The sequence below is a fragment of the Flaviaestuariibacter amylovorans genome (assembly GCF_039541815.1).
In the GTDB taxonomy this organism is placed as follows: Bacteria; Bacteroidota; Bacteroidia; order Chitinophagales; family Chitinophagaceae; genus Flavisolibacter; species Flavisolibacter amylovorans.
In genome coordinates this window covers 376,423-393,847 of record NZ_BAABGY010000011.1, presented here as the reverse complement: position 1 = coordinate 393,847, position 17,425 = coordinate 376,423, and the positions used below count along the sequence as shown (strand labels likewise).

Annotated in this window: 17 protein-coding genes; 8 read left to right on the top strand and 9 right to left on the bottom strand. The window is 51.9% G+C overall.

Going from position 1 to position 17,425, the window contains the following annotated elements:
* The first annotated feature begins 478 nt into the window (after window positions 1-478).
* The 3 genes from ABD937_RS18545 (at window position 479) to ABD937_RS18535 (ending at window position 2,377) form a co-directional block, all read left to right on the top strand.
* Window positions 479-1,351: a helix-turn-helix transcriptional regulator gene (locus ABD937_RS18545; RefSeq protein WP_345257351.1), complete on the top strand. Its 873-nt coding sequence runs from the start codon at window positions 479-481 to the stop codon at window positions 1,349-1,351.
* Between the two features lie 142 nt (window positions 1,352-1,493).
* Window positions 1,494-1,955 (top strand): MauE/DoxX family redox-associated membrane protein, encoded by a 462-nt coding sequence (locus ABD937_RS18540; protein WP_345257350.1) that lies wholly within the window; start codon window positions 1,494-1,496, stop codon window positions 1,953-1,955.
* A gap of 101 nt (window positions 1,956-2,056) precedes the next feature.
* Window positions 2,057-2,377, top strand: a complete 321-nt coding sequence (locus ABD937_RS18535; RefSeq protein WP_345257349.1) for a DUF6520 family protein — start codon at window positions 2,057-2,059, stop codon at window positions 2,375-2,377.
* Between the two features lie 35 nt (window positions 2,378-2,412).
* Here ABD937_RS18535 and ABD937_RS18530 read toward each other — a convergent pair whose 3' ends face one another.
* The 4 genes from ABD937_RS18530 to ABD937_RS18515 form a co-directional block, all read right to left on the bottom strand.
* Window positions 2,413-3,666, bottom strand: coding sequence for a TlpA family protein disulfide reductase (locus tag ABD937_RS18530; RefSeq protein WP_345257348.1), 1,254 nt, complete (start codon window positions 3,664-3,666; stop codon window positions 2,413-2,415).
* 23 nt (window positions 3,667-3,689) lie between these two features.
* Complete coding sequence (locus ABD937_RS18525) at window positions 3,690-5,045, bottom strand: RagB/SusD family nutrient uptake outer membrane protein (protein ID WP_345257347.1); 1,356 nt, start codon at window positions 5,043-5,045, stop codon at window positions 3,690-3,692.
* A 10-nt stretch (window positions 5,046-5,055) separates the two neighbouring features.
* Window positions 5,056-8,319, bottom strand: a complete 3,264-nt coding sequence (locus ABD937_RS18520) for a SusC/RagA family TonB-linked outer membrane protein (RefSeq protein WP_345257345.1) — start codon at window positions 8,317-8,319, stop codon at window positions 5,056-5,058.
* 150 nt (window positions 8,320-8,469) lie between these two features.
* Window positions 8,470-9,645, bottom strand: coding sequence for a FecR family protein (locus ABD937_RS18515; RefSeq protein WP_345257344.1), 1,176 nt, complete (start codon window positions 9,643-9,645; stop codon window positions 8,470-8,472).
* A gap of 244 nt (window positions 9,646-9,889) precedes the next feature.
* Between ABD937_RS18515 and ABD937_RS18510 the strand changes: the two genes are divergently transcribed.
* Together ABD937_RS18510 and ABD937_RS18505 are read left to right on the top strand one after the other, a co-directional pair.
* Window positions 9,890-10,399: a hypothetical protein gene (locus tag ABD937_RS18510; RefSeq protein WP_345257343.1), complete on the top strand. Its 510-nt coding sequence runs from the start codon at window positions 9,890-9,892 to the stop codon at window positions 10,397-10,399.
* Window positions 10,383-11,072: a nucleotidyl transferase AbiEii/AbiGii toxin family protein gene (locus ABD937_RS18505; protein ID WP_345257341.1), complete on the top strand. Its 690-nt coding sequence runs from the start codon at window positions 10,383-10,385 to the stop codon at window positions 11,070-11,072. The genes ABD937_RS18510 and ABD937_RS18505 overlap by 17 nt, the downstream gene beginning before the upstream one ends.
* Before the next feature lie 682 nt (window positions 11,073-11,754).
* Here ABD937_RS18505 and ABD937_RS18500 read toward each other — a convergent pair.
* Both ABD937_RS18500 and ABD937_RS23925 read right to left on the bottom strand, forming a co-directional pair.
* A complete protein-coding gene (locus tag ABD937_RS18500; protein WP_345257340.1) occupies window positions 11,755-12,444 on the bottom strand; it encodes a DUF4145 domain-containing protein in 690 nt (229 codons plus the stop codon).
* Between the two features lie 101 nt (window positions 12,445-12,545).
* Complete coding sequence (locus tag ABD937_RS23925) at window positions 12,546-12,746, bottom strand: RNA polymerase sigma factor (protein WP_425185814.1); 201 nt, start codon at window positions 12,744-12,746, stop codon at window positions 12,546-12,548.
* 280 nt (window positions 12,747-13,026) lie between these two features.
* Here ABD937_RS23925 and ABD937_RS18495 point away from each other — a divergent pair, with 280 nt between their 5' ends.
* From ABD937_RS18495 to ABD937_RS18485, 3 genes are read left to right on the top strand one after another with little or no spacing between them, the layout of a single operon-like run.
* Complete coding sequence (locus tag ABD937_RS18495; protein ID WP_345257339.1) at window positions 13,027-13,488, top strand: hypothetical protein; 462 nt, start codon at window positions 13,027-13,029, stop codon at window positions 13,486-13,488.
* A 32-nt stretch (window positions 13,489-13,520) separates the two neighbouring features.
* Window positions 13,521-14,405: a DUF488 domain-containing protein gene (locus tag ABD937_RS18490; protein WP_345257338.1), complete on the top strand. Its 885-nt coding sequence runs from the start codon at window positions 13,521-13,523 to the stop codon at window positions 14,403-14,405.
* Window positions 14,406-15,233 carry a hypothetical protein gene (locus tag ABD937_RS18485; protein ID WP_345257337.1) on the top strand — a complete coding sequence of 276 codons (828 nt, stop codon included), beginning with the start codon at window positions 14,406-14,408 and terminating at the stop codon, window positions 15,231-15,233. It begins immediately after the preceding gene.
* Here ABD937_RS18485 and ABD937_RS18480 read toward each other — a convergent pair.
* From ABD937_RS18480 to ABD937_RS18470, 3 genes are all read right to left on the bottom strand, one after another.
* Entirely contained in the window at window positions 15,230-15,844 is a 615-nt protein-coding gene (locus tag ABD937_RS18480) for a hypothetical protein (protein ID WP_345257336.1), read from the bottom strand. The two genes, ABD937_RS18485 and ABD937_RS18480, sit on opposite strands and share 4 nt — an antisense overlap.
* A gap of 5 nt (window positions 15,845-15,849) precedes the next feature.
* Window positions 15,850-16,011, bottom strand: coding sequence for a hypothetical protein (locus ABD937_RS18475; RefSeq protein ID WP_345257334.1), 162 nt, complete (start codon window positions 16,009-16,011; stop codon window positions 15,850-15,852).
* Between the two features lie 88 nt (window positions 16,012-16,099).
* Window positions 16,100-16,675 carry an RNA polymerase sigma factor gene (locus ABD937_RS18470; RefSeq protein WP_345257333.1) on the bottom strand — a complete coding sequence of 192 codons (576 nt, stop codon included), beginning with the start codon at window positions 16,673-16,675 and terminating at the stop codon, window positions 16,100-16,102.
* Window positions 16,676-17,425 lie beyond the last annotated feature (750 nt).

The following is a 17,425-nucleotide window of genomic DNA, read 5'->3' as shown; positions in this document are numbered from 1 at the left end:
CGTCGCAACACGCTATGATAAAACCGACACCTGCTTCCTCGCATTCGTCTATCTCGCCGCAGCGCTCACTAATGCAAAGTAATTGTCAACACGGCCTAGGGCGGGCGTCATGGAGAGTCTTGCGAATTACAGGCCGGTACAAGGAGCCGGATCTTACTTGCCCCAAACATTTGCGAGCCATAAAACTGGCATTTAACGCAGGAATCTTTTTGCTGCAATTGATTCCAATTGGAAGGATCGTTCCTTTCGCATCATTAGCGGCTAAAGAGTTTTACCTATTTGTAAACAATGTTTACCGGATTTTGATGCATTGGGAGCACCCCCGGCAGTGTAGGAAAAGCAAAACGGGCTTAATTTAGAGCCTGTCGCTTAGCATCCTATGCCAACTAACCTTCATTCGTCCTCTTACGGCCCACTCTCACTACTTCCTGGGTGGCCTGCTAACCGCGGTGATGCGCCGCTTCCCAGTGCCCGGACGATGTATGCCGAGCACCCTTTCGGATCGATTTTGCTGCAACAGATTCAGACGGAAGGCTACCGCCTCAACTACTACATCTTTTCTTTTTTACAGCAAGTTTCTTTATTCGGCACCGAGGAGAATGGCGGGTTGCAATCGCTGCTCTCCCTGAAAGGCGGATTACAATTCGGCTTTAAAGGGAGAGCGGCGCAAACACTGGCCGAGGGTCAATTTACCCTGCTGGACGCGCGAACCGCAGATACGGAAACCATTGTCCCGGGAGGGCGAGAGTGCCATTTGATCAACACTTACTATACGGGTTCGGGATACGAGGAATGGCTGCCGCATTTTCCTGCGCTGAAGAAAGCGCTCCGGGATAAGGGCCGCAAGCCGCGTTTTCTCCTGCCATCACCCCGGCCGGCCCGCCACACGCTCTTAGATGCTGTACAAGAAGTGTTACAGGAGCAATACCAGCCAGAACTTCAGCGGATTTTTTGGGAAATGAAAGTTCGCCAGGCCTTGTTTACCCAGCTCGCTCAGGCCTATACAGAACCTGATAATGCACCGGCAACACAACTGGAACTCCAAATGGCCGAGCGTGCGCAGGCCATCATCATGCAAGATATTAGCCGGCACTACCCGAACGATCAACTAGCCCGGATGGTTGGCTGGAGCGAATCGTCGCTGAAGCGTGCCTTCCAAAAGGTTTATGGATCCGGCCTGTATGAATATTTACGAACGGCACGCATGGAGAGGGCGCGCGAACTCCTGCTCCGGGGCGAACAGGTAAAAACTGTGGCTCCGACAGTAGGCATGCGGCCCAGTAATTTCACGATGGAATTCCAAAAGTATTTCGGCTATAAAGCCACATCGCTGCGCAAGGGAACTCGTTGACACGGGCCCTTTCGCAACTTCTTTGAACCTCTATCAAAGCAGGTTCGGACCATGCGTATTGTTATTCTTACAAACTTTACGGTTGCAACGTTTCAAGACAGAAGGAAGCGAAAATCATTCAGCAACCCATAAAGATTGAAGTATGACCTCCAGCACCAAAAATACTGTCAGCGAAATATGTACGGCGCTTATGCTGTTACTGCTGGTGTACACCGGTACGGTCAAGTTGTTCGACTTCCCGGCCTTTCAAATGGTGTTGTCAACTTCGCCCCTGATTGGTCAGCACGCAATAACGGTCGCACGCCTGCTGCCCCTCCTCGAACTCTTGATTGCGGTAATCCTATTTATTCCGCGCACCCGTCTTTCCGGATTAGCGGCAAGCACGATCCTGATGGCGGTTTTCACAGTATATGTTGCCTACATGCTCCTTTTTGAGCCCAAATTACCTTGCTCCTGTGGCGGCGTAATCGCTGCAATGGGATGGCCGGAACATTTGCTTTTCAACTTGTTCTTTACCGGAATCGGGCTATTGGGCTGGTGGACACGGGCCAGCCGATTCGACAAGACGGGTCCCATAGCGGACGTAGCAGCCGCAACATGCTGATCTGAACTTTTTATTCGAATAAACCACCTGCCGGACGGCAGGCAGGCGAAGCCGAAAACCTGGAACCGAGTAGGCGCCATTTTTAGTCAAAACATTTCGTTATGAAAAAGTTGATTTTGCCGCTGGTAGCGGTCGTACTGGCCGTTGCCGGCAGTGCGTTCACAACCGTCCAGAAGAAAGCCGCTATGACCGGGGATCTGGTCTGGTTCCTGGTCGATGCTAATGGTAACGCTGTCAATCCGAGCGGTGGTGTGCAGAGCGACACGCCCCCGTCCCAGTGCGATGACGGATCCCGGCTGTGCGCCGTTTCGCTGAACATCAGCGACAACGAGGTCGTACAAAACGGATCGCTCTACAGCATCGCACCGATGGTCGACGAAACCGACCCGGCGGTCTACGAGCGCCACGCCACCAAGAATTAAAAAATAAGGGGCCGCACTCATGCGGCCCCTTATTTTCAATCCGTCACCAATACCATTTGGATCTCTCTTGGTTCCAGGCGGATATCCAAGCCCGCCTTCGCGAGATCCTTACGGAGCAACTCAACGTCTGAATAATTACGTAACTCGATGTCGATTTTGTCGCTGTCTTCAAAGCGCTCCATCAGAATAGGAGTCCGGGATGAGAATTGGTACTTAACGTAGGCCACTACCGTCTGTGGCCGCTGCGCTTTTAACTTTACGGACTCTTCCCCAACATCCAACAACTTTTCACTGGCTTGCGACTGCTTGAATTCTTTTCCTTTTGAAATGATGTAGCAATTTGTTTTGACGGTTCTGATCTCGCTCCTTAATCCGAAAACGTGGTCTAATTCCCGCTGTGCTTTACGAAGAATTGTCCTGTTACTGACTTTTGACGAATCAAAGCGCATCAGCTGCTCAAAACAATACTTTTTCGGGATCATCGTACCGTCCTCCCGGTCGAAAAAGCGGGTACTATCCCGGAGTTGAAACCGGAACAATCGCGGTACATCCACTGGCTGAAAACGAAGGTCCACGGCATAGGCAAAGGCATACATTGACTCTACGGAGGCATTCAAAGCGAAAGCCGAGCGAAACCCGTTAGGGAAGCGCCGGATGCCCTGTGTCGATGGCAACCCATCGATCATTCCGGCTAGGGAAGCGCCTTGTATCAACTCGTTCTGAAACGCTTCGTGAGAGAAGTAGGGTTCATCGGGATCAAGGTCCCGAAAACTACGCTTCACCGGCAGCGAAACGGTGTTTGTTTCCAGTAGTTTCCGAATGTTCGCCTCGGTCACCTGCTTGCGGTTCGTAAGCGCTTTGATCTTTCCGTCTTTGCCGATCCAGACAAAATACGGCAGGCTGGAATGATGGAAGCGTTCAGCAAGGTTGCCTGCATCGGTAATAAAGCGAAGGTCATACTTCAAAAATTCCGGGCGACGGGCAAAGAAATCCTCCACCTCCTTGCGGGGCTGCGTGGTCACATAGAAATGAACGACATCGCCATTGAACTTCTTCTGCAAGGTGCTCATCTCGGCAAACGTATGGAAGCAGGATAAGCACCGGCTGCTCCAGAAATCCAGAAGGATCACCTTCCCCCTGAGGTCACCCAAAGACGCAAGCTTGCCCGGGTAATTCAGACTCGACGTGATTTTCAGATCACCCACATACTTTCCCAGTTCTTTCTGGTCTTGGGCAACGGATAGCAAGGACATAAGAATCCCGGCTACGAAAAAGAGAACTTTTTTCATAGTAAATAGCTTAAAAAAGATGGTTAATACCCTGGATTCTGCGTCAGGCTGTTATTGGATAGGAGTTCATCGTTCGGCACCGGGTACAGGGTGTCTGTCGCCTGCCAGCCAGTTTTTATCGGGCTTAAAACAGCGGACACCAAGTTCCATCGCTTTAAATCCAACCAGCGGTGCCCCATCTCGGCAAAAAGCTCCCGTCTGCGCTCGGCGACGATAGCAGTGGAAAGATCTGGAGCCGTGGTAGCCAGCGTATTAGGCAACCCAGCCCGCGTGCGCACGATGTTCAGATCTTGCGCGGCGCCATCCAGATCCCCTGTATTGAGTCTTGCTTCCGCCCGGATCAGGTAAACCTCCGCTAGTCGGAAGACCGTATAGTACTCGGTGACGGCAGTAGTGGTATTCCGGTATTTCGCTGGATAGTAATAGCGGGTTCCCTGGTGCGTTACACTATCCACCCACTTCCTGCGGCGAAGGTCTCCGGGCTCGAAAGTGGCCATTGCTGATGACGGCAAGAAATATTGCGGAACAGGTGCTGTGGTTCCGGTGGGCCGAAGCAAGCTCGTTTCACGGAGCGTCCCGGTATTTGGGCTCAATTGCCAGATCGCCTCGCGGCTTGTCTTTAGATAGACGGTTGCTGGATCTACCTGAAGCTGGTAAACACCACTGCCAATAATATTGCTTGCAGCCGCCACTGCTTCGGTCCATTCCTTGTTATACAAATGGGTCCGTGCCAGCAAAGCCACTGCAGTCCACCGGTTGGGACGAATACGCTCACTTCCTACATAAGCCTCCGGAAGCAAATCACGGGCGGCAATAAGATCGGCTCTTATCTGCTGGTATACAGCTGCGGGTTCCGACCGGGGAAGTGTACTATTTACCGCATAGTCGGTACTGGTGACCAAGGGCACCGAGCCAAAGTAATTGACCAGGTAGAAATAATGAAGCGCACGGACAAACCGAGCTTCACCCTCTAACTGTCCTTTTACTCCCGCTGAAAGCGCCTGGGATCTCCGGACACCCTCGAGGATCGCATTTGCGTAATAAATAGATTGGTAAGCGCTTGACCAGAGTGTTCGGAGTGTTGTGTTTGTTGGTGTAAGCGCGTTGTTTAAGAACTCCTGTTCTCCAGCTGATGGGTTGAACTTTTGAAGTTCGTCCGAAGAAAGGCCGCCACTAGTGGTGCCGAATCCATTTATGAAAGAGCCTCCGCCATTGATCAAATTGCCGTATACCGCGGTCATTGCACCAGAGGCTTTGGCATCCGATGAAAAAACATCGTCGCTGACAATGCGATCGTCCGGTGTAGGCACTTCTACAAACTTCTTACAGGAAGCTGCAGCTAGAGAAAGCATGCAAATTATATAGGTCAGATAGCGCATAGCCAGTAGTTTAAAAGTTAAGCTGCACCCCGGCGACCAGTGTCTTGAGCGGGGGAAGCGTGGTTAGAATTTGGGTTTCGGGGTCAGCCCCTTTGTAGGACGTAATGGTGAGCAGGTTGCGCCCCTCGATATACAAGCGGACTTGCTCCATCTTCACCTTCCTCAGCCATTTCTCCGGCAGGGAGTACGCCAGGGAAACGTTTTTCAGACGGATGAAGGACGCGTCTGAAAGTGACGCCGAGGAATTCCGGTAGTTGTTATAGGCTGCGTAAGCAGGCGTACCGGTGGATTGAGTAAAGCGCTCTACCAGGGCGGCGTCTCCCGGAGCCTGCCAACGTTCCAGGACATAAGCCGGCTGGTTACTCTGAAAGCCGGGCCGGGCACCAATCTGGGCGAGGTAGTTCCGGCCGGTTTGATTCACAAATTGGAAAAAGAAATCGGCCTCCCACCCTTTGTAGTGAAACGTGTTTTGCAAGCCGCCCTGGTATTTTACCGCCATGGCGCCGACGGGAATAGCATCTCCGGCGCTGTTGATCAGGTTGTCCTTATTGACGTCGGTAAATACATAAACGCCTGTCTGAGGATCAACCCCTTCATAGTTGAAGCCATGGAGTACCGACAGCGGTTGGTCAATTGCATAGCTGAAACGGTCACTGGAAATCTCAAGGCCCGGATAACGCAGCAACTTGTTTCGTGGGAAAGAGATATTGAACGCTGTATTCCACCGGAAGTTCCCGGCGGTGAAGTTTTTGGATGTGGCCTCAAATTCCAGCCCGGTGTTTTGCACGAGCGCGTCCAGGTTTTTCAATAAGGTTGTGAAGCCCGTTTGGCTGGGAAGCCTGTAATTGATGAGTTGGTTATCGCTGCGGTTCCGGTACCAGGCGGCAGTCAAAGACAAGCGGTTTTGAAACAAAATAAGGTCCGCTGCGACTTCGAGCTTACGGTTGCGCTCCCATTGAAAATAGGGATTGAACAGGCGACTGGGAAGTACGCCCGCGGCGCCGCCATACTGATAAGCCGCCGCGGCGGTCCAGGCATCCAGGTAGAGGTAATCTCCGATCTGGTCATTGCCCGTTACACCGTAACTGCCGCGAATCTTGGCGAAGTTGATCCACGATGGGCGCTTCTGCAAGAAGGGCTCCTCGGAAAGGACCCAGCCGGCACCGACTGCACCAAAATTGGCAAAGCGGTTGGCTGGTCCAAAGCGGGAAGAGCCATCGCGCCGTGCATTCAGGTTGAGGAGATAGCGTTTTGCGTAGCTGTAAGAAAGCCGGCCGAAAACAGCCGTATAGTTGTACTGGGAGCGGTAGTTCGAAGCAGATAGCTGCCCGGCGGCAGCGAGGTTGCCGAGCAGGTCGTCAGAGGTGTACTGGGAGCCGGTAATAGTGTTCCCCTTTTGCCGCCGCTCCTGGAGGGACAAACCCGCCATTGCTTCGAAACGACTTTGCCCGACTGTCCGGTGGTATCCAAGCTGGGGCTCGGCGATCCAGTTGGTAGCGGCAGCATTTCCCATTTGAAGGCTTCCACGGGCCGACGCGGAGGGGCGAAGCGCCTTTATCGGTAACCGGCTTTCCTCATCGCTCGACATGCGACTGAAGCCAAAGCTGGATTTGATCGTCAGGCCTTTCACGATTTCGAATTGGAGGAGCACATTCGAAAGAAAGGTTTGATTTTGGCCGCGGTACTCCTGAAGCCCGATCGCATACGGATTATCAAAGCCAGGAACCCAGGCCAGGTTGCCGGCAGAATCCTTCATGGCAGGAATGTTCGGCGGTAGCAGGATACTAGCCGTCAGGTCTGTAGCAGGCAGGATTTTGTTTTCGAGTGTATAGAGCGCAGAAAAATCTGCGCGAAACCGACCGTTCGTTGACTGGTGCCCCGCGTTCAGGCGCATGGACCCACGAAGTGCCGGTTCATTGCTTGGGAAAACGGTGGTCTCTTTGGAATAGCCGGCACTGAAAAGAATGTTGGATTGCCGCGACCCGCCGCTAAGCGTTGCCTGAATGTTTGAAAACCTTGCTGTACCTCCAATCAGCTCTTTTGTCCAATCCGTATAACGGGTGGAATCCCACACCAACAGGTCAGGAGCAGAAGCTGCCGTAGGCGCGACACCGTCATTGGCGAAGGCTTCGCGGCGCATGGCCAGGTACTGGTCTGTGTTCAGCAGTCGGGCCGTCCGTCCCACGTGGCTAAAGCCGGTATAGGCATTCACACTCAGGCGCGTCTTGTTTCCGGCCCCCTTCTTTGTCGTGATCAAAACGACGCCGTTCGCACCCTGCGATCCGTAAATGGCAGTTGCATCTGCATCCTTCAGGACCTCAATGCTTTCGATGTCGGAAGGATTGATGGCATTGAGCGGGTTGGTAACTGTAGTGGAAATAAAAGGAGACACCTGGGCGAGCGTGCTGTTGAGCATCAGCGGAACCCCGTCGATGATATAAAGCGGCTGGGTCCCTTGCTTGATGCTGTTCTGCCCCCGAATCTGCACATTGAAGTTGGAGCCTGGCAGACCGTTCGCCTGAACGACGCTCAAACCGGCAACGCGTCCCTGCAGGGCCGCCAGCGGATTGGTGACGGGCTGACGGGCAATTTCGGCCGCGGTAATGCGGCTGACGGAGCCGGTACTAAAGCGCCGTGTTGTCGTACCATAGCCGATCACAACCGTTTCATCCAGCATGCTGCTTTGGATGGGCAGAATCACCTCCAGCCGGCTGCGGCCGTTCACGGCAAGCTCGCGGGCTGAGTGACCGATGCTGGTGATCAGGAGCGTTTCCTGGCCGGTCATCCCGGGGATACTGAACCGGCCGGCCGCATCGGTAACTACGGTTCGACCCGACCCTTTTACAGCAACCGTGGCACGTGGAACAGGCTCGCCGCGATCATTGCGTACGATACCGTCCAGGGTCAACTCGGCCGCCGACTTAGCTGGTTTTTCGGGAACGGCTTTGCGGTGAACGCTGATATAGTTTTTGTTCACCGTATAAGAGAGCGGCTGCCCCTCGAAAAGCCGGGCCAGCACCGTCTCCAGTGATGCACCCGAAACTTCCAGGGTTACAGGGCTGGTGGCCTGCAGCACTTCGACGGTGTAGGTGAAGCGGTACGGTGACTGCCGCTCGATCGCCAAAAAAGCGGATTCCAGTGGTACTTTCTTCAGCGAAAGGGTGAGGGTCTGCCCTTGGGCGAACAAGGAAAAAAGGAAAAGGCAGAGGAACAGGGCTCCTCTTTTCAGTGTGGGATGGGGACGTACCCTTTTGCCGTGCACAGTGGTTTGCATAGCTTTGTTTTAGTTTGGGTTAATGAATTCGACGTCTTAGCCGATTGTTGATACTGGGTTAACCTGAACGATCCGCCGGGGGTGGTCTCAACACTCCCGGTTTTTCATTCCTGCGCTTTCCGCAGTTGGTCAACCACTATGGTGATGCCCTCAGGGCGTGATGATCAGTTTATTTCCTTCCAGCCTGAAGCGGACCTGGCGGGTATCCTCCAGTACTTTTAGCAGGTCCTGGAGCGGCTCCTTCCGGTCGATCGTGGCGGTGAAATGGTCGGGAATGTCGCCGCGCACTTCCACTTCCAGGTCGTACCAGCGGCCCAGCTGGGCGGCGATGGTTTGAATGGAAGCACCGCGGAACCGGAACAGCCCGTCTTTCCATGCCGTTGCGGCTACAGGATCTCCTGCCCGCACCTTAAGGTTACCCTCGCCGGAAGCTTCTTCTCCTGGTTTCAGGACTACCGAATGTGGCCCCTCACGGACGCGCACAGAACCCTCCAAGAGCGTGGTGCGCACGCCGCCTTCGTCGCCGTAGCCATTGATGTTGAAGTGGGTGCCCAGTACCTCCACCGTTTGAATGGTACCTGCCCCCACCCGAACCGCGACCAGGAAAGGCCGCCGGGCATCTTTGGCCACTTCGAAATAGGCTTCCCCTTCCAGTTCTACGGTACGCTCACCGTCCGCAAAGGAGGCGGGAAAGCGAAGCTTGGATTGGGCATTGACCCAGATGCGGGAGCCGTCGCTCAGCTGGAGCCGGTACTGGCCGCCACGGGGTATGGATACCGTATGCCAAAGAGTTTCGGCTGTAGTTCCCTGATAAAGTAACTCGCCGGCGGCACCTTTGTTTACGTCAATTCCCCCCTCCGATGCGACGGTGCCGTTGGCGGCGGCATCCAAAATGATGGTGCGTCCGCCGGCCAGGGTCAGCACCGCCTGGTCGCGGCCGGGTGTTCCGGGCGTGCCGGAAAGAGCCACGGGGGAAGGAGCGGAAGCCGTGCGGGTGAAAAGGAAAAGTCCGATGCCAAAGAGCAACACGCAGGCGGCGAGCGCGAAGAGCCAGAGCGGGCGGGTAGGCTTTGGAGCGATCCGCCCTTTGACCTTTTCCAGGGCTGCGTCTTCGTTCAGACGTTCCTGCCAGCGCAAACCGGCTTCGATGGTGGATTCATCGGTGAGCTGCTCAAACAGACGGGTGTTCTCCTCGGAGGCCACCACCCAGGCGTCCAGTTCGTTGTGCTCGGACGTGGTGAGGGTGCCGCGCAGGAAGCCGGCGATGAGGTAGGCGATGCGCTCGGCTACCGGGAGGTCCTTATCAGGGAGGTCATTCCCGTTCATAAAAGCAAGATTAGAGCGGTTTGGGCTATGATAAAATTAGCACGACTATCCTAAGACGGAAAAAAATGATGGAGGACGGAAAATCCGCCCGCTTTTTCTTGCCGGTACGTTTGTTCGTGATTTGCGAACAGCGAACCAAAGCCTTGGGCAGTGCGACCAATAGCGAAATTCTCAATTCGCAATTTGCAAATTGCGAATTATATTCGCATTTGCGAATACAAAAAGTATGCGGAAACACAATGGGATGCGTCCCCAGGACATAGTCATCCTTCTGAAAATCCTTATTCTACATCGGGAGACCTGGCAGTTTAAAGACCTGGCCCAACAGCTCCTGCTCAGCCCGGCGGAGATCAGCGAGTCACTGAACCGGAGCCACCTGGCAGGCCTGGTAGACGAAACCAAACGGCGTGTGAACCGGCTAAATATGGTGGAATTCATCTGCTACGGTCTGCACTATGTATTCCCGCAAGCACCGGGCGCCCTGGTAAATGGCATCCCCACGGCGCATGCGCACCCGCATTTCGAGACCCGCATCCGCGCTGAACTTAAATACGTCTGGCCCGCACCAGAAAGCAAAGCCCGGGGGCTCGCGATCGAGCCCCTTTACCCGTCCCTTCCGAAAGCTGCCGCCCAGGATGAAGAGCTGTACCTGCTCCTTGCCTGCATCGATATGGTCCGCGTAGGGCGGCAGCGCGAGGTAAACATGGCCACCGACCTGATTCAAAAGAAGATTCTCAATGAGCCATCAAAATAATGTGGCCCGCATCCGGGCTGTATATAACGCCTTGGGCGATCTGGCGCAGGAAGTAGTTTTTGTCGGGGGCGCTACCGTCTCTTTATATGCCGACCGGGAGACAACGGAAGTGCGGGAAACCGATGACGTAGACATCCTGGTCGAGCTCTATACCCGTTCGCAATATGCTGCTGTGGAAGAACGGCTGCGCGCTAAAGGCTTCCAGCCGGATATGACTTCAGGGGTGATCTGCCGGTACGTTGTACAAGGCATCACCGTTGATGTGATGCCCATCGAGGAAAGCATCCTGGGCTTTTCCAACCGCTGGTATGCCGAAGGCTATCAAAGTGCCGTCTCCTACCCGATGGCGCCAGAATATGCCATCCGCATTTTCAGCCCGCCTTATTTCATAGCATCCAAGCTGGAGGCCTTCCGGGGCCGCGGGCGGGGCGACGGGCGTACCAGCCATGACTTCGAGGACCTGATCTTCCTGCTCAATAACCGGTCGACGATCTGGGAGGAGCTGGACGCAGCACCGGAGACAGTATGCCGCTTTTTAAAAGAAGAGTTCGCTAAACTGGCCACTAATCCTTACTTGTACGAATGGATTTCCGCAAACCTGGAATTTTCGGAGCAGGCCCGTGCAGGGTTTATACAACACCAATGGGAAGCCTTCGTTGGATCTGCCCGCTGAGCCCGTAATAAGTGCAAGTTGACAGAAGTGTATCAGGTGAACCTTATACGCGCTGCCCGACGGGTGTCACGTATTCATAAACAGGTAGTGCTAACTGCTTTCTGAGCTTTTTGATTTCGTTCCAAAGGCGGGTCAGAAACGCGGGGTCAGCATCGATGATGCATTCGGCATAAGCGTGCTCCAATTCCTGGAGTTGTGCCGGCAGGGGTAGGGATGTGATTTCTGTGAGGTCCATTGCAGCAGAAGAGGCATCGTAAAATTACGACATACGTAAGCACCCGTGGCGTTAAATGTGCAGTAACGACGCATATTTTGAAGAAAAGACGCTTCTCTGAAATCAAAGGACTAAAGCGTTCAACCCGCAACGAATTTTCTCGCTTGGATTGGAACCGCGGCTTAAACAAACTTGGTGGGATGGGTTGTTTCCAACAGGAAATTAGGAAGGTGAAAAGCGCTGCAGGGTAGTCAATGCCGATAAAAGACCGGACATTCCACATCAGGACAGAAATAGGACCGCCAGGCACAGTTGTGGCAACTTCTGAGGCGGAGGCTCCCAGAGCCGAGCTTTTTGGTGCTTAACAACAATTACAGCTTTCTATAATTCTTTCCGTATCTCTATACCAGTTACTTTCAATTAAAACAAAGAGACCAGTCTTTTTGGTCTACTCTAATCTTGAATTGTTTACAGGGTGGATTTATTGCCTTTCGCCGGAGCCTTCTTCTTTCCTAATTTCAACTTCCGGTTAATCTTCGGCATTATGAAAATGCCTTTGAGAATGTGATTGACGATCTCGAGTGCGTGGGTCAGCATATCGATCGGAAAACCCTTGATCTCATGCGCCGATATATTTCCCAATTCCCGGAGATTATGCAGGATGGGCAAATCGTTTTTGGATATAAGCCCCTCACTATGAAGGCTATCGATCTTAGCCTTTAAAGTACTGCCAGGCACTTTTTGATGAAGGCAAATCGCCTCTACCATGAGTCGGAGCCCGATGCCGGCCAAAGTACAAGCTTCGTGCTGAAACGCGATTTCCAACTGGGCGTACAAATCATCAAGCAGCCGTGGGAGTGCCATGCGCTCCTCTCCGTCCAGCAGGCGGATATGCGCAAAATACTTCGTTTCGGGGTAGCTTACGTCATAATAGTCGCGCTCCTCTGCATCGTCATTTGTTTGAGGGAACCCATGGCGCACTAGAAAAGAAACATGGTCGCACCCCATACATTGCAGCGTCATGTATTCATCCTGAACACTCAATTCCTCGTCATCTTCTGCGATTGAGCTTTTTACGGGCTTGACATAAAGCACCGACTGGTTGGTTTCACGGAGGCAGCTATTGCAATGGGAAACGATCACCCTCTTAGGAGGCATTCACTTGAATTTGCCCAAAAAATACGGAATCTTGAACAAGACCTTGGCGGACACGTAAGAAAACGCCGAGTAAATCCGAACGCGGGTCAATGAAGGATTATTTAGCGATAAAGCTGAAGTGCCAGGGAGCCGATAAGCAGGACAAGGTGCGGCAGCTTGCGCCGTAGCAGCTCCAGCGCCCGTGCCTTTTGGCTCTTTATGGTACTGAACGACACCTGCAGCTCCTCCGCAATCTCTTTCAGGCTCTTGTCTTCCAGGTAAAAGAGCCTGAAAGTTGGCGGGGCTGCCCTCGGGCAAGGTATCGAGCGTAGAGAGCACCTGCTGCACTATCTCAATTTCAATCAGGCGGTGAAGGGCCGAGGCTTCGGCTACCTCGCTGGCGGCCTCGAGGCCGGCGCGGCCGATGCGGAGGCGTCGGGTTGTGCAAATAACTTAGCAGGCCATTACGCTCTATACGGTATAGCCAAGCATGGCGGCGCGTGCAAGATTTCAGACTGCTAAAGATTTGCTGAACCTCTATGGTTTACCCCAAGGCCGCCTAATGCCAAAATATTTAGTATTTTGGGCGAAATTGGGCTTAGGATGATAAATATCCGTGCACTATCTATTGCAGAAGACGAAATCCACTACGAAACGACTGTGGAGGAGCTTGACGGTTCAGATCTGAACCAGCTACCCGCAGATTTAGCCCTGCATGTAGCGGCTTCGGCCCTACCAGAGTTTTATGTTTCCCGTAATGGAAGCTATTTCACCATTGAAATTGAAGCATCGATTTATCACGGTATGAATCACAATACAGCTCCGAGTCAGTTGCTGGCTAGTGCAATGAGCAGCCTGAGAATGAATATGTCAATATACGGATTCGAAGACATTGACACCTATCCTGATAAACGGATTGTTAGATGGACATCGTTAATAGGAGGACCGATGACTTTCGACTTGCTGATCAATCATATCCGCCAGGTAACCGAAGGCATTAAAGCGGCCGCAATTTCAATTTTTACGCCGGCGGGTATTGAAGCCCAAGAACCAGGTAACGAATAAGTTTTGTCCCAGCCTTTCGAATAACTTCGCGCATGTTTTACAGGAGAAAACTCATACTTGCTATTCTTGAAATCTTTGGAGGCAAGTTGGGAAAGATCAACTTACAAAAATTACTGTTCATCGTCTCCAAGCGCCAGTCGGAAACGACGTACGATTTTGTACCTTATAAGTTTGGCGCTTACTCCTATTCGGCTAATGCCGATTTAAGTGCCATGGTCAAACACGGCTTCCTAATTGAAGACGAAACCTCTTTTGAGAAAAAGGACAAGCTTTCCTATCTGATGCAGCTGAATGCGAAGGATAAGCAACTGGTCAAGCAAATGCATTTGCTTTTTAAAGACTTCGATGCTGATGCATTGATGAAGTATACGTATCGCACTTACCCCGAATCGGCAATTAACAGCACGACCGCTGATCGGCTGATGACGCCGGCTGAACTCAAAGCGATTCAGGAAAAGAAACCTTTTTCCAGAGGTACGATTCTATATACGATTGGATACGAGGGTATTTCCTTAGAAGGATATTTGAATAAGTTGCTGAAGCACGACATTAAAGTCCTAGTTGATGTAAGACGTAATGCGCTGAGCCAGAAATACGGATTCTCCAAAAACCAGCTTGCTGGCGCCTGCAGAAATATCAATATCGAATACATCCATTTCTCGGATGTTGGCATTCATTCGGATGAGAGGCAGGAGCTGAACACCCAGGACGATTATGACCTGCTATTTGAAAGCTACAGGCAAAGAACGCTTTCTGAGACACTGAGTACCCAGCATGAAATACTTGAGCTTTTGAAGGAAAAAGAAAGAATTGCCTTAACTTGTTTTGAGAAAAATATCTGCCAGTGCCACCGGAAGCATTTAAGTGAAGCAATTATGAGGCTGCCAGGCTGGCAATATGAATTAAAGCATATTTAAATGGCCCGAACTAAAGTCCTGATCACTGTCAAGACGTATCCAACCATATCATCGAAATATGAGGAGCTCGTTTGTACAGCGGGCTTTCGGGAAGACGGCACCTGGATCAGGATATACCCGGTCCAATACAGAAAAAAATCCTACGCTGAGCAATACAGCAAATACCAGTGGATTGAGCTGGACCTGGTGAAAAATACCGAAGATTTCCGACCGGAGAGCTACCGCCCTGCCACACATGAAACGGAAATTTCTATCCTGGAAACCGTCCCCCCTGATGGAGGCAGCTGGGATGCGCGCCGAAAGCTTGTGCTCAAGAACGTTTACACCAACCTAACCGCCCTGATCAGTGACGCCAAGGACAAGAGGAAACTAACATCACTGGCAGTGTTTAAGCCGACAGAAATCCTTGATATTAAAGTGAGGGAAGTGGAACGTGAATGGGACAAGGAGAAGCTCCTTACGTTGAACCAATTGAACATATTTGACGTCTCTTCAAACATTGAGCGCCCGAAAGTTGTAAAGAAGCTACCCTTCGAGTTTTCCTATCATTTTCGTGACGAAGAGGGTAAGGAGTCTAAAATCATGATTGAGGACTGGGAACTTGGGCAGCTTTACTGGAACTGTCTAAGGGACCACGGCGATGAAAAGGTGGCCTGCAGTAAGGTACGGCAGAAGTACTTGGATGATTTTGCAAGGACAAAGGACCTGCACCTTTTCCTGGGTACAGCCAAAACATTTCAGCTCCGGTCGCCCAACCCTTTTCTCATCATCGGGACCTTTCATCCGAAATTTCAAAAGATCATTGCACGACAGGGTAGCCTGTTTTAAGATGTTGGCGATGGCCACTCCACCTCGTTTCTCGGAATGAAAAAGCCTTTGATGCAATTGGGGTTGCGGATACAAATCTGAATATGATTCTTGTCTTTGAAGCCAGCACCTGGATAAAGCTCTTTGCCTTCATCAAACATCCCCCGCACAGAGTCGAATTGGGGATTACCTGCTCTGCTCCGTAGCTTATGAAGCGTTTCTATTACCAGACAGTCCAGATACCGCAGTAGCCGGTCCGAAGAACCTGCAACATTTTTATTGACCGGCAGCTTCGATTCCTCAATATTTTCAAGCGCAGCTTTTGCAGCGTTGTATGAGTGACGCACCAGGAGAATATGTTCTGTTTCCAACAGATCAAGGCATAATCCGAGGTCGATTACCGCACCCAATACCGCGGGCTCCTTGTATTTCTTCCCACCTGGCGGATTTTGGGCAAAATCCCAGGCCCGAGCTAGATTCCCTTCCCAGAAATAGTCTCCGAAGCCCAGCCAATCGTACGCATTGTCTTTGTGGCGCATCGGTTCATGTCCGAATACGATTTTATCGCGCACTTCGCGTTCGCATCCATGAAAGCCCAGAATAAGACCTGATTTAGTGGAATAAATACCCATAAATCTTACATGCGGGCAGGCGGCGTATCGTGTTGCTCCTCTTCCTGTAACATACGGAACAGGCCCAGCTCTTCAAGCCATTGGCGGGCAGCCTCGGGCGACTGGGAAACCTGCTGCGTAAGCTGGTCCAACTGCTCGTGTAATTGCGTGATTTCTTTGCTGCCCATGCCCTAAAGGTACAAGATTCCTGCCATCAGTGCATTTTCCCCCAATAAACATGAGGTTAAAAAACCGTACTTATTGCCCGCGAGATCATTAGAAAAGAAAAAGCAAAGTCAGGCATAAGTGCGGCAGCTTGCGCCGCAATAGCTCCAGCGCCCTCGCCTTCTGGCTCTTAACGGTACTTACGGATACCTGGAGCTCCTCGGCGATCTCTTTAAGATTCTTGTCCTCCAGGTAAAAAAGCCGGAATATCTCCCGGCTGCCATCGGGAAGCGTCTCCAGCTGGATAAGAACTTGCTGCACCATCTCCGTTTCGATCAGGTAGTGGAGGGCGGACGCCCCAGCCGCCTCACTAGCGGCCTCCAGGCCTTCGCGGCCGATGCGGAGCCGTCGGGCGGCGCGCAGGTGATCCAGGCAGGCATTGCGGACGGTGCGGAAAAGCCAGGCTTTGACACCGGCGGCACCGGAAAGGGAAGTGCGGCGCTCCCAAAGCTTTACAAAGGCTTCTGCGGCCATTTCCTCGGCTAGCGAAGCGTCTTCCAGCAACTTATAGGCGAAGTACGACAGGGGCCGGTAATGAGCCCGGAAATAATGATCCAGCCCCTCTTCGCGACCCTGTTGGAGGTAGCGGAAGGCATCTTCAGCGTCGATATCGTGCTTTCGGGGCAAGGCCGGCTCATTTTGCTTGGTTTATTGGAGCCAGGAGAGCACAAAAAAGGCGCGGAACTCCACTTATCGTCTTGGGGCCCTAGGAAGCCTGACCACGAATAAGGGAGCCCACGCCGGAACGTGAGCCCTTGCTTATCATCTCGTGGTCTTAAAATTTCCTAGGTTTCAAGACGAGACTCCAAGCGAAAGCTTCAATTACTTAAAAGAAGATTCGCAAAAATGTCCTTGCAATATAATAAAATTCCTTAGACATGTCTAAGGAAGGCGCTGATTTTATTTCAAGTCCTTGCGGACGGTCATGTCCAGCAAAAACTTAAAGTCTAAGATTGATTGGTTTATCATCTCCCAAGTAAAGGAGATGAGGCTTCAACTTGCACTGGAACAGGATGATCTGGCGATCCATTTGGGGGTGTCGAATGGCTTCATTGGACAAATTGAAAGCCCGAACTTCAGAGCCAAATACAACAACAACCACCTTAACGAGCTGGCTAAGCTATTTATGTGTTCGCCGAGGGACTTTTTTCCTGAGAAGCCGCTTTGAAAATTCTGTTGTACAAAACATTATTATGCGAGTGTTTGTCTGACAAACACTATCCACTTCCAAGATAAGGTTGATCTTGTTTTTATATAAAGGGGTAGAATCGTTAGTACCAGATTTTTATTTCTAACTCTCGAAGTAGAACCAATTAATTATATTGGGCGAAACCTAAACTACAATGCTATGGCTCAAAACCAATTATCAAGTTTCTC

Coding starts and splice junctions, on each gene's coding strand:
- ABD937_RS18545 (WP_345257351.1), top strand. CDS start 479: ATGTATGCCGAGCACCCTTTCGGATCGATTTTGCTGCAACAGATTCAG.
- ABD937_RS18540 (WP_345257350.1), top strand. CDS start 1,494: ATGACCTCCAGCACCAAAAATACTGTCAGCGAAATATGTACGGCGCTT.
- ABD937_RS18535 (WP_345257349.1), top strand. CDS start 2,057: ATGAAAAAGTTGATTTTGCCGCTGGTAGCGGTCGTACTGGCCGTTGCC.
- ABD937_RS18530 (WP_345257348.1), bottom strand. CDS start 3,666: ATGAAAAAAGTTCTCTTTTTCGTAGCCGGGATTCTTATGTCCTTGCTA.
- ABD937_RS18525 (WP_345257347.1), bottom strand. CDS start 5,045: ATGCGCTATCTGACCTATATAATTTGCATGCTTTCTCTAGCTGCAGCT.
- ABD937_RS18520 (WP_345257345.1), bottom strand. CDS start 8,319: ATGCAAACCACTGTGCACGGCAAAAGGGTACGTCCCCATCCCACACTG.
- ABD937_RS18515 (WP_345257344.1), bottom strand. CDS start 9,645: ATGAACGGGAATGACCTCCCTGATAAGGACCTCCCGGTAGCCGAGCGC.
- ABD937_RS18510 (WP_345257343.1), top strand. CDS start 9,890: ATGCGTCCCCAGGACATAGTCATCCTTCTGAAAATCCTTATTCTACAT.
- ABD937_RS18505 (WP_345257341.1), top strand. CDS start 10,383: ATGAGCCATCAAAATAATGTGGCCCGCATCCGGGCTGTATATAACGCC.
- ABD937_RS18500 (WP_345257340.1), bottom strand. CDS start 12,444: ATGCCTCCTAAGAGGGTGATCGTTTCCCATTGCAATAGCTGCCTCCGT.
- ABD937_RS18495 (WP_345257339.1), top strand. CDS start 13,027: ATGATAAATATCCGTGCACTATCTATTGCAGAAGACGAAATCCACTAC.
- ABD937_RS18490 (WP_345257338.1), top strand. CDS start 13,521: ATGTTTTACAGGAGAAAACTCATACTTGCTATTCTTGAAATCTTTGGA.
- ABD937_RS18485 (WP_345257337.1), top strand. CDS start 14,406: ATGGCCCGAACTAAAGTCCTGATCACTGTCAAGACGTATCCAACCATA.
- ABD937_RS18480 (WP_345257336.1), bottom strand. CDS start 15,844: ATGGGTATTTATTCCACTAAATCAGGTCTTATTCTGGGCTTTCATGGA.
- ABD937_RS18475 (WP_345257334.1), bottom strand. CDS start 16,011: ATGGGCAGCAAAGAAATCACGCAATTACACGAGCAGTTGGACCAGCTT.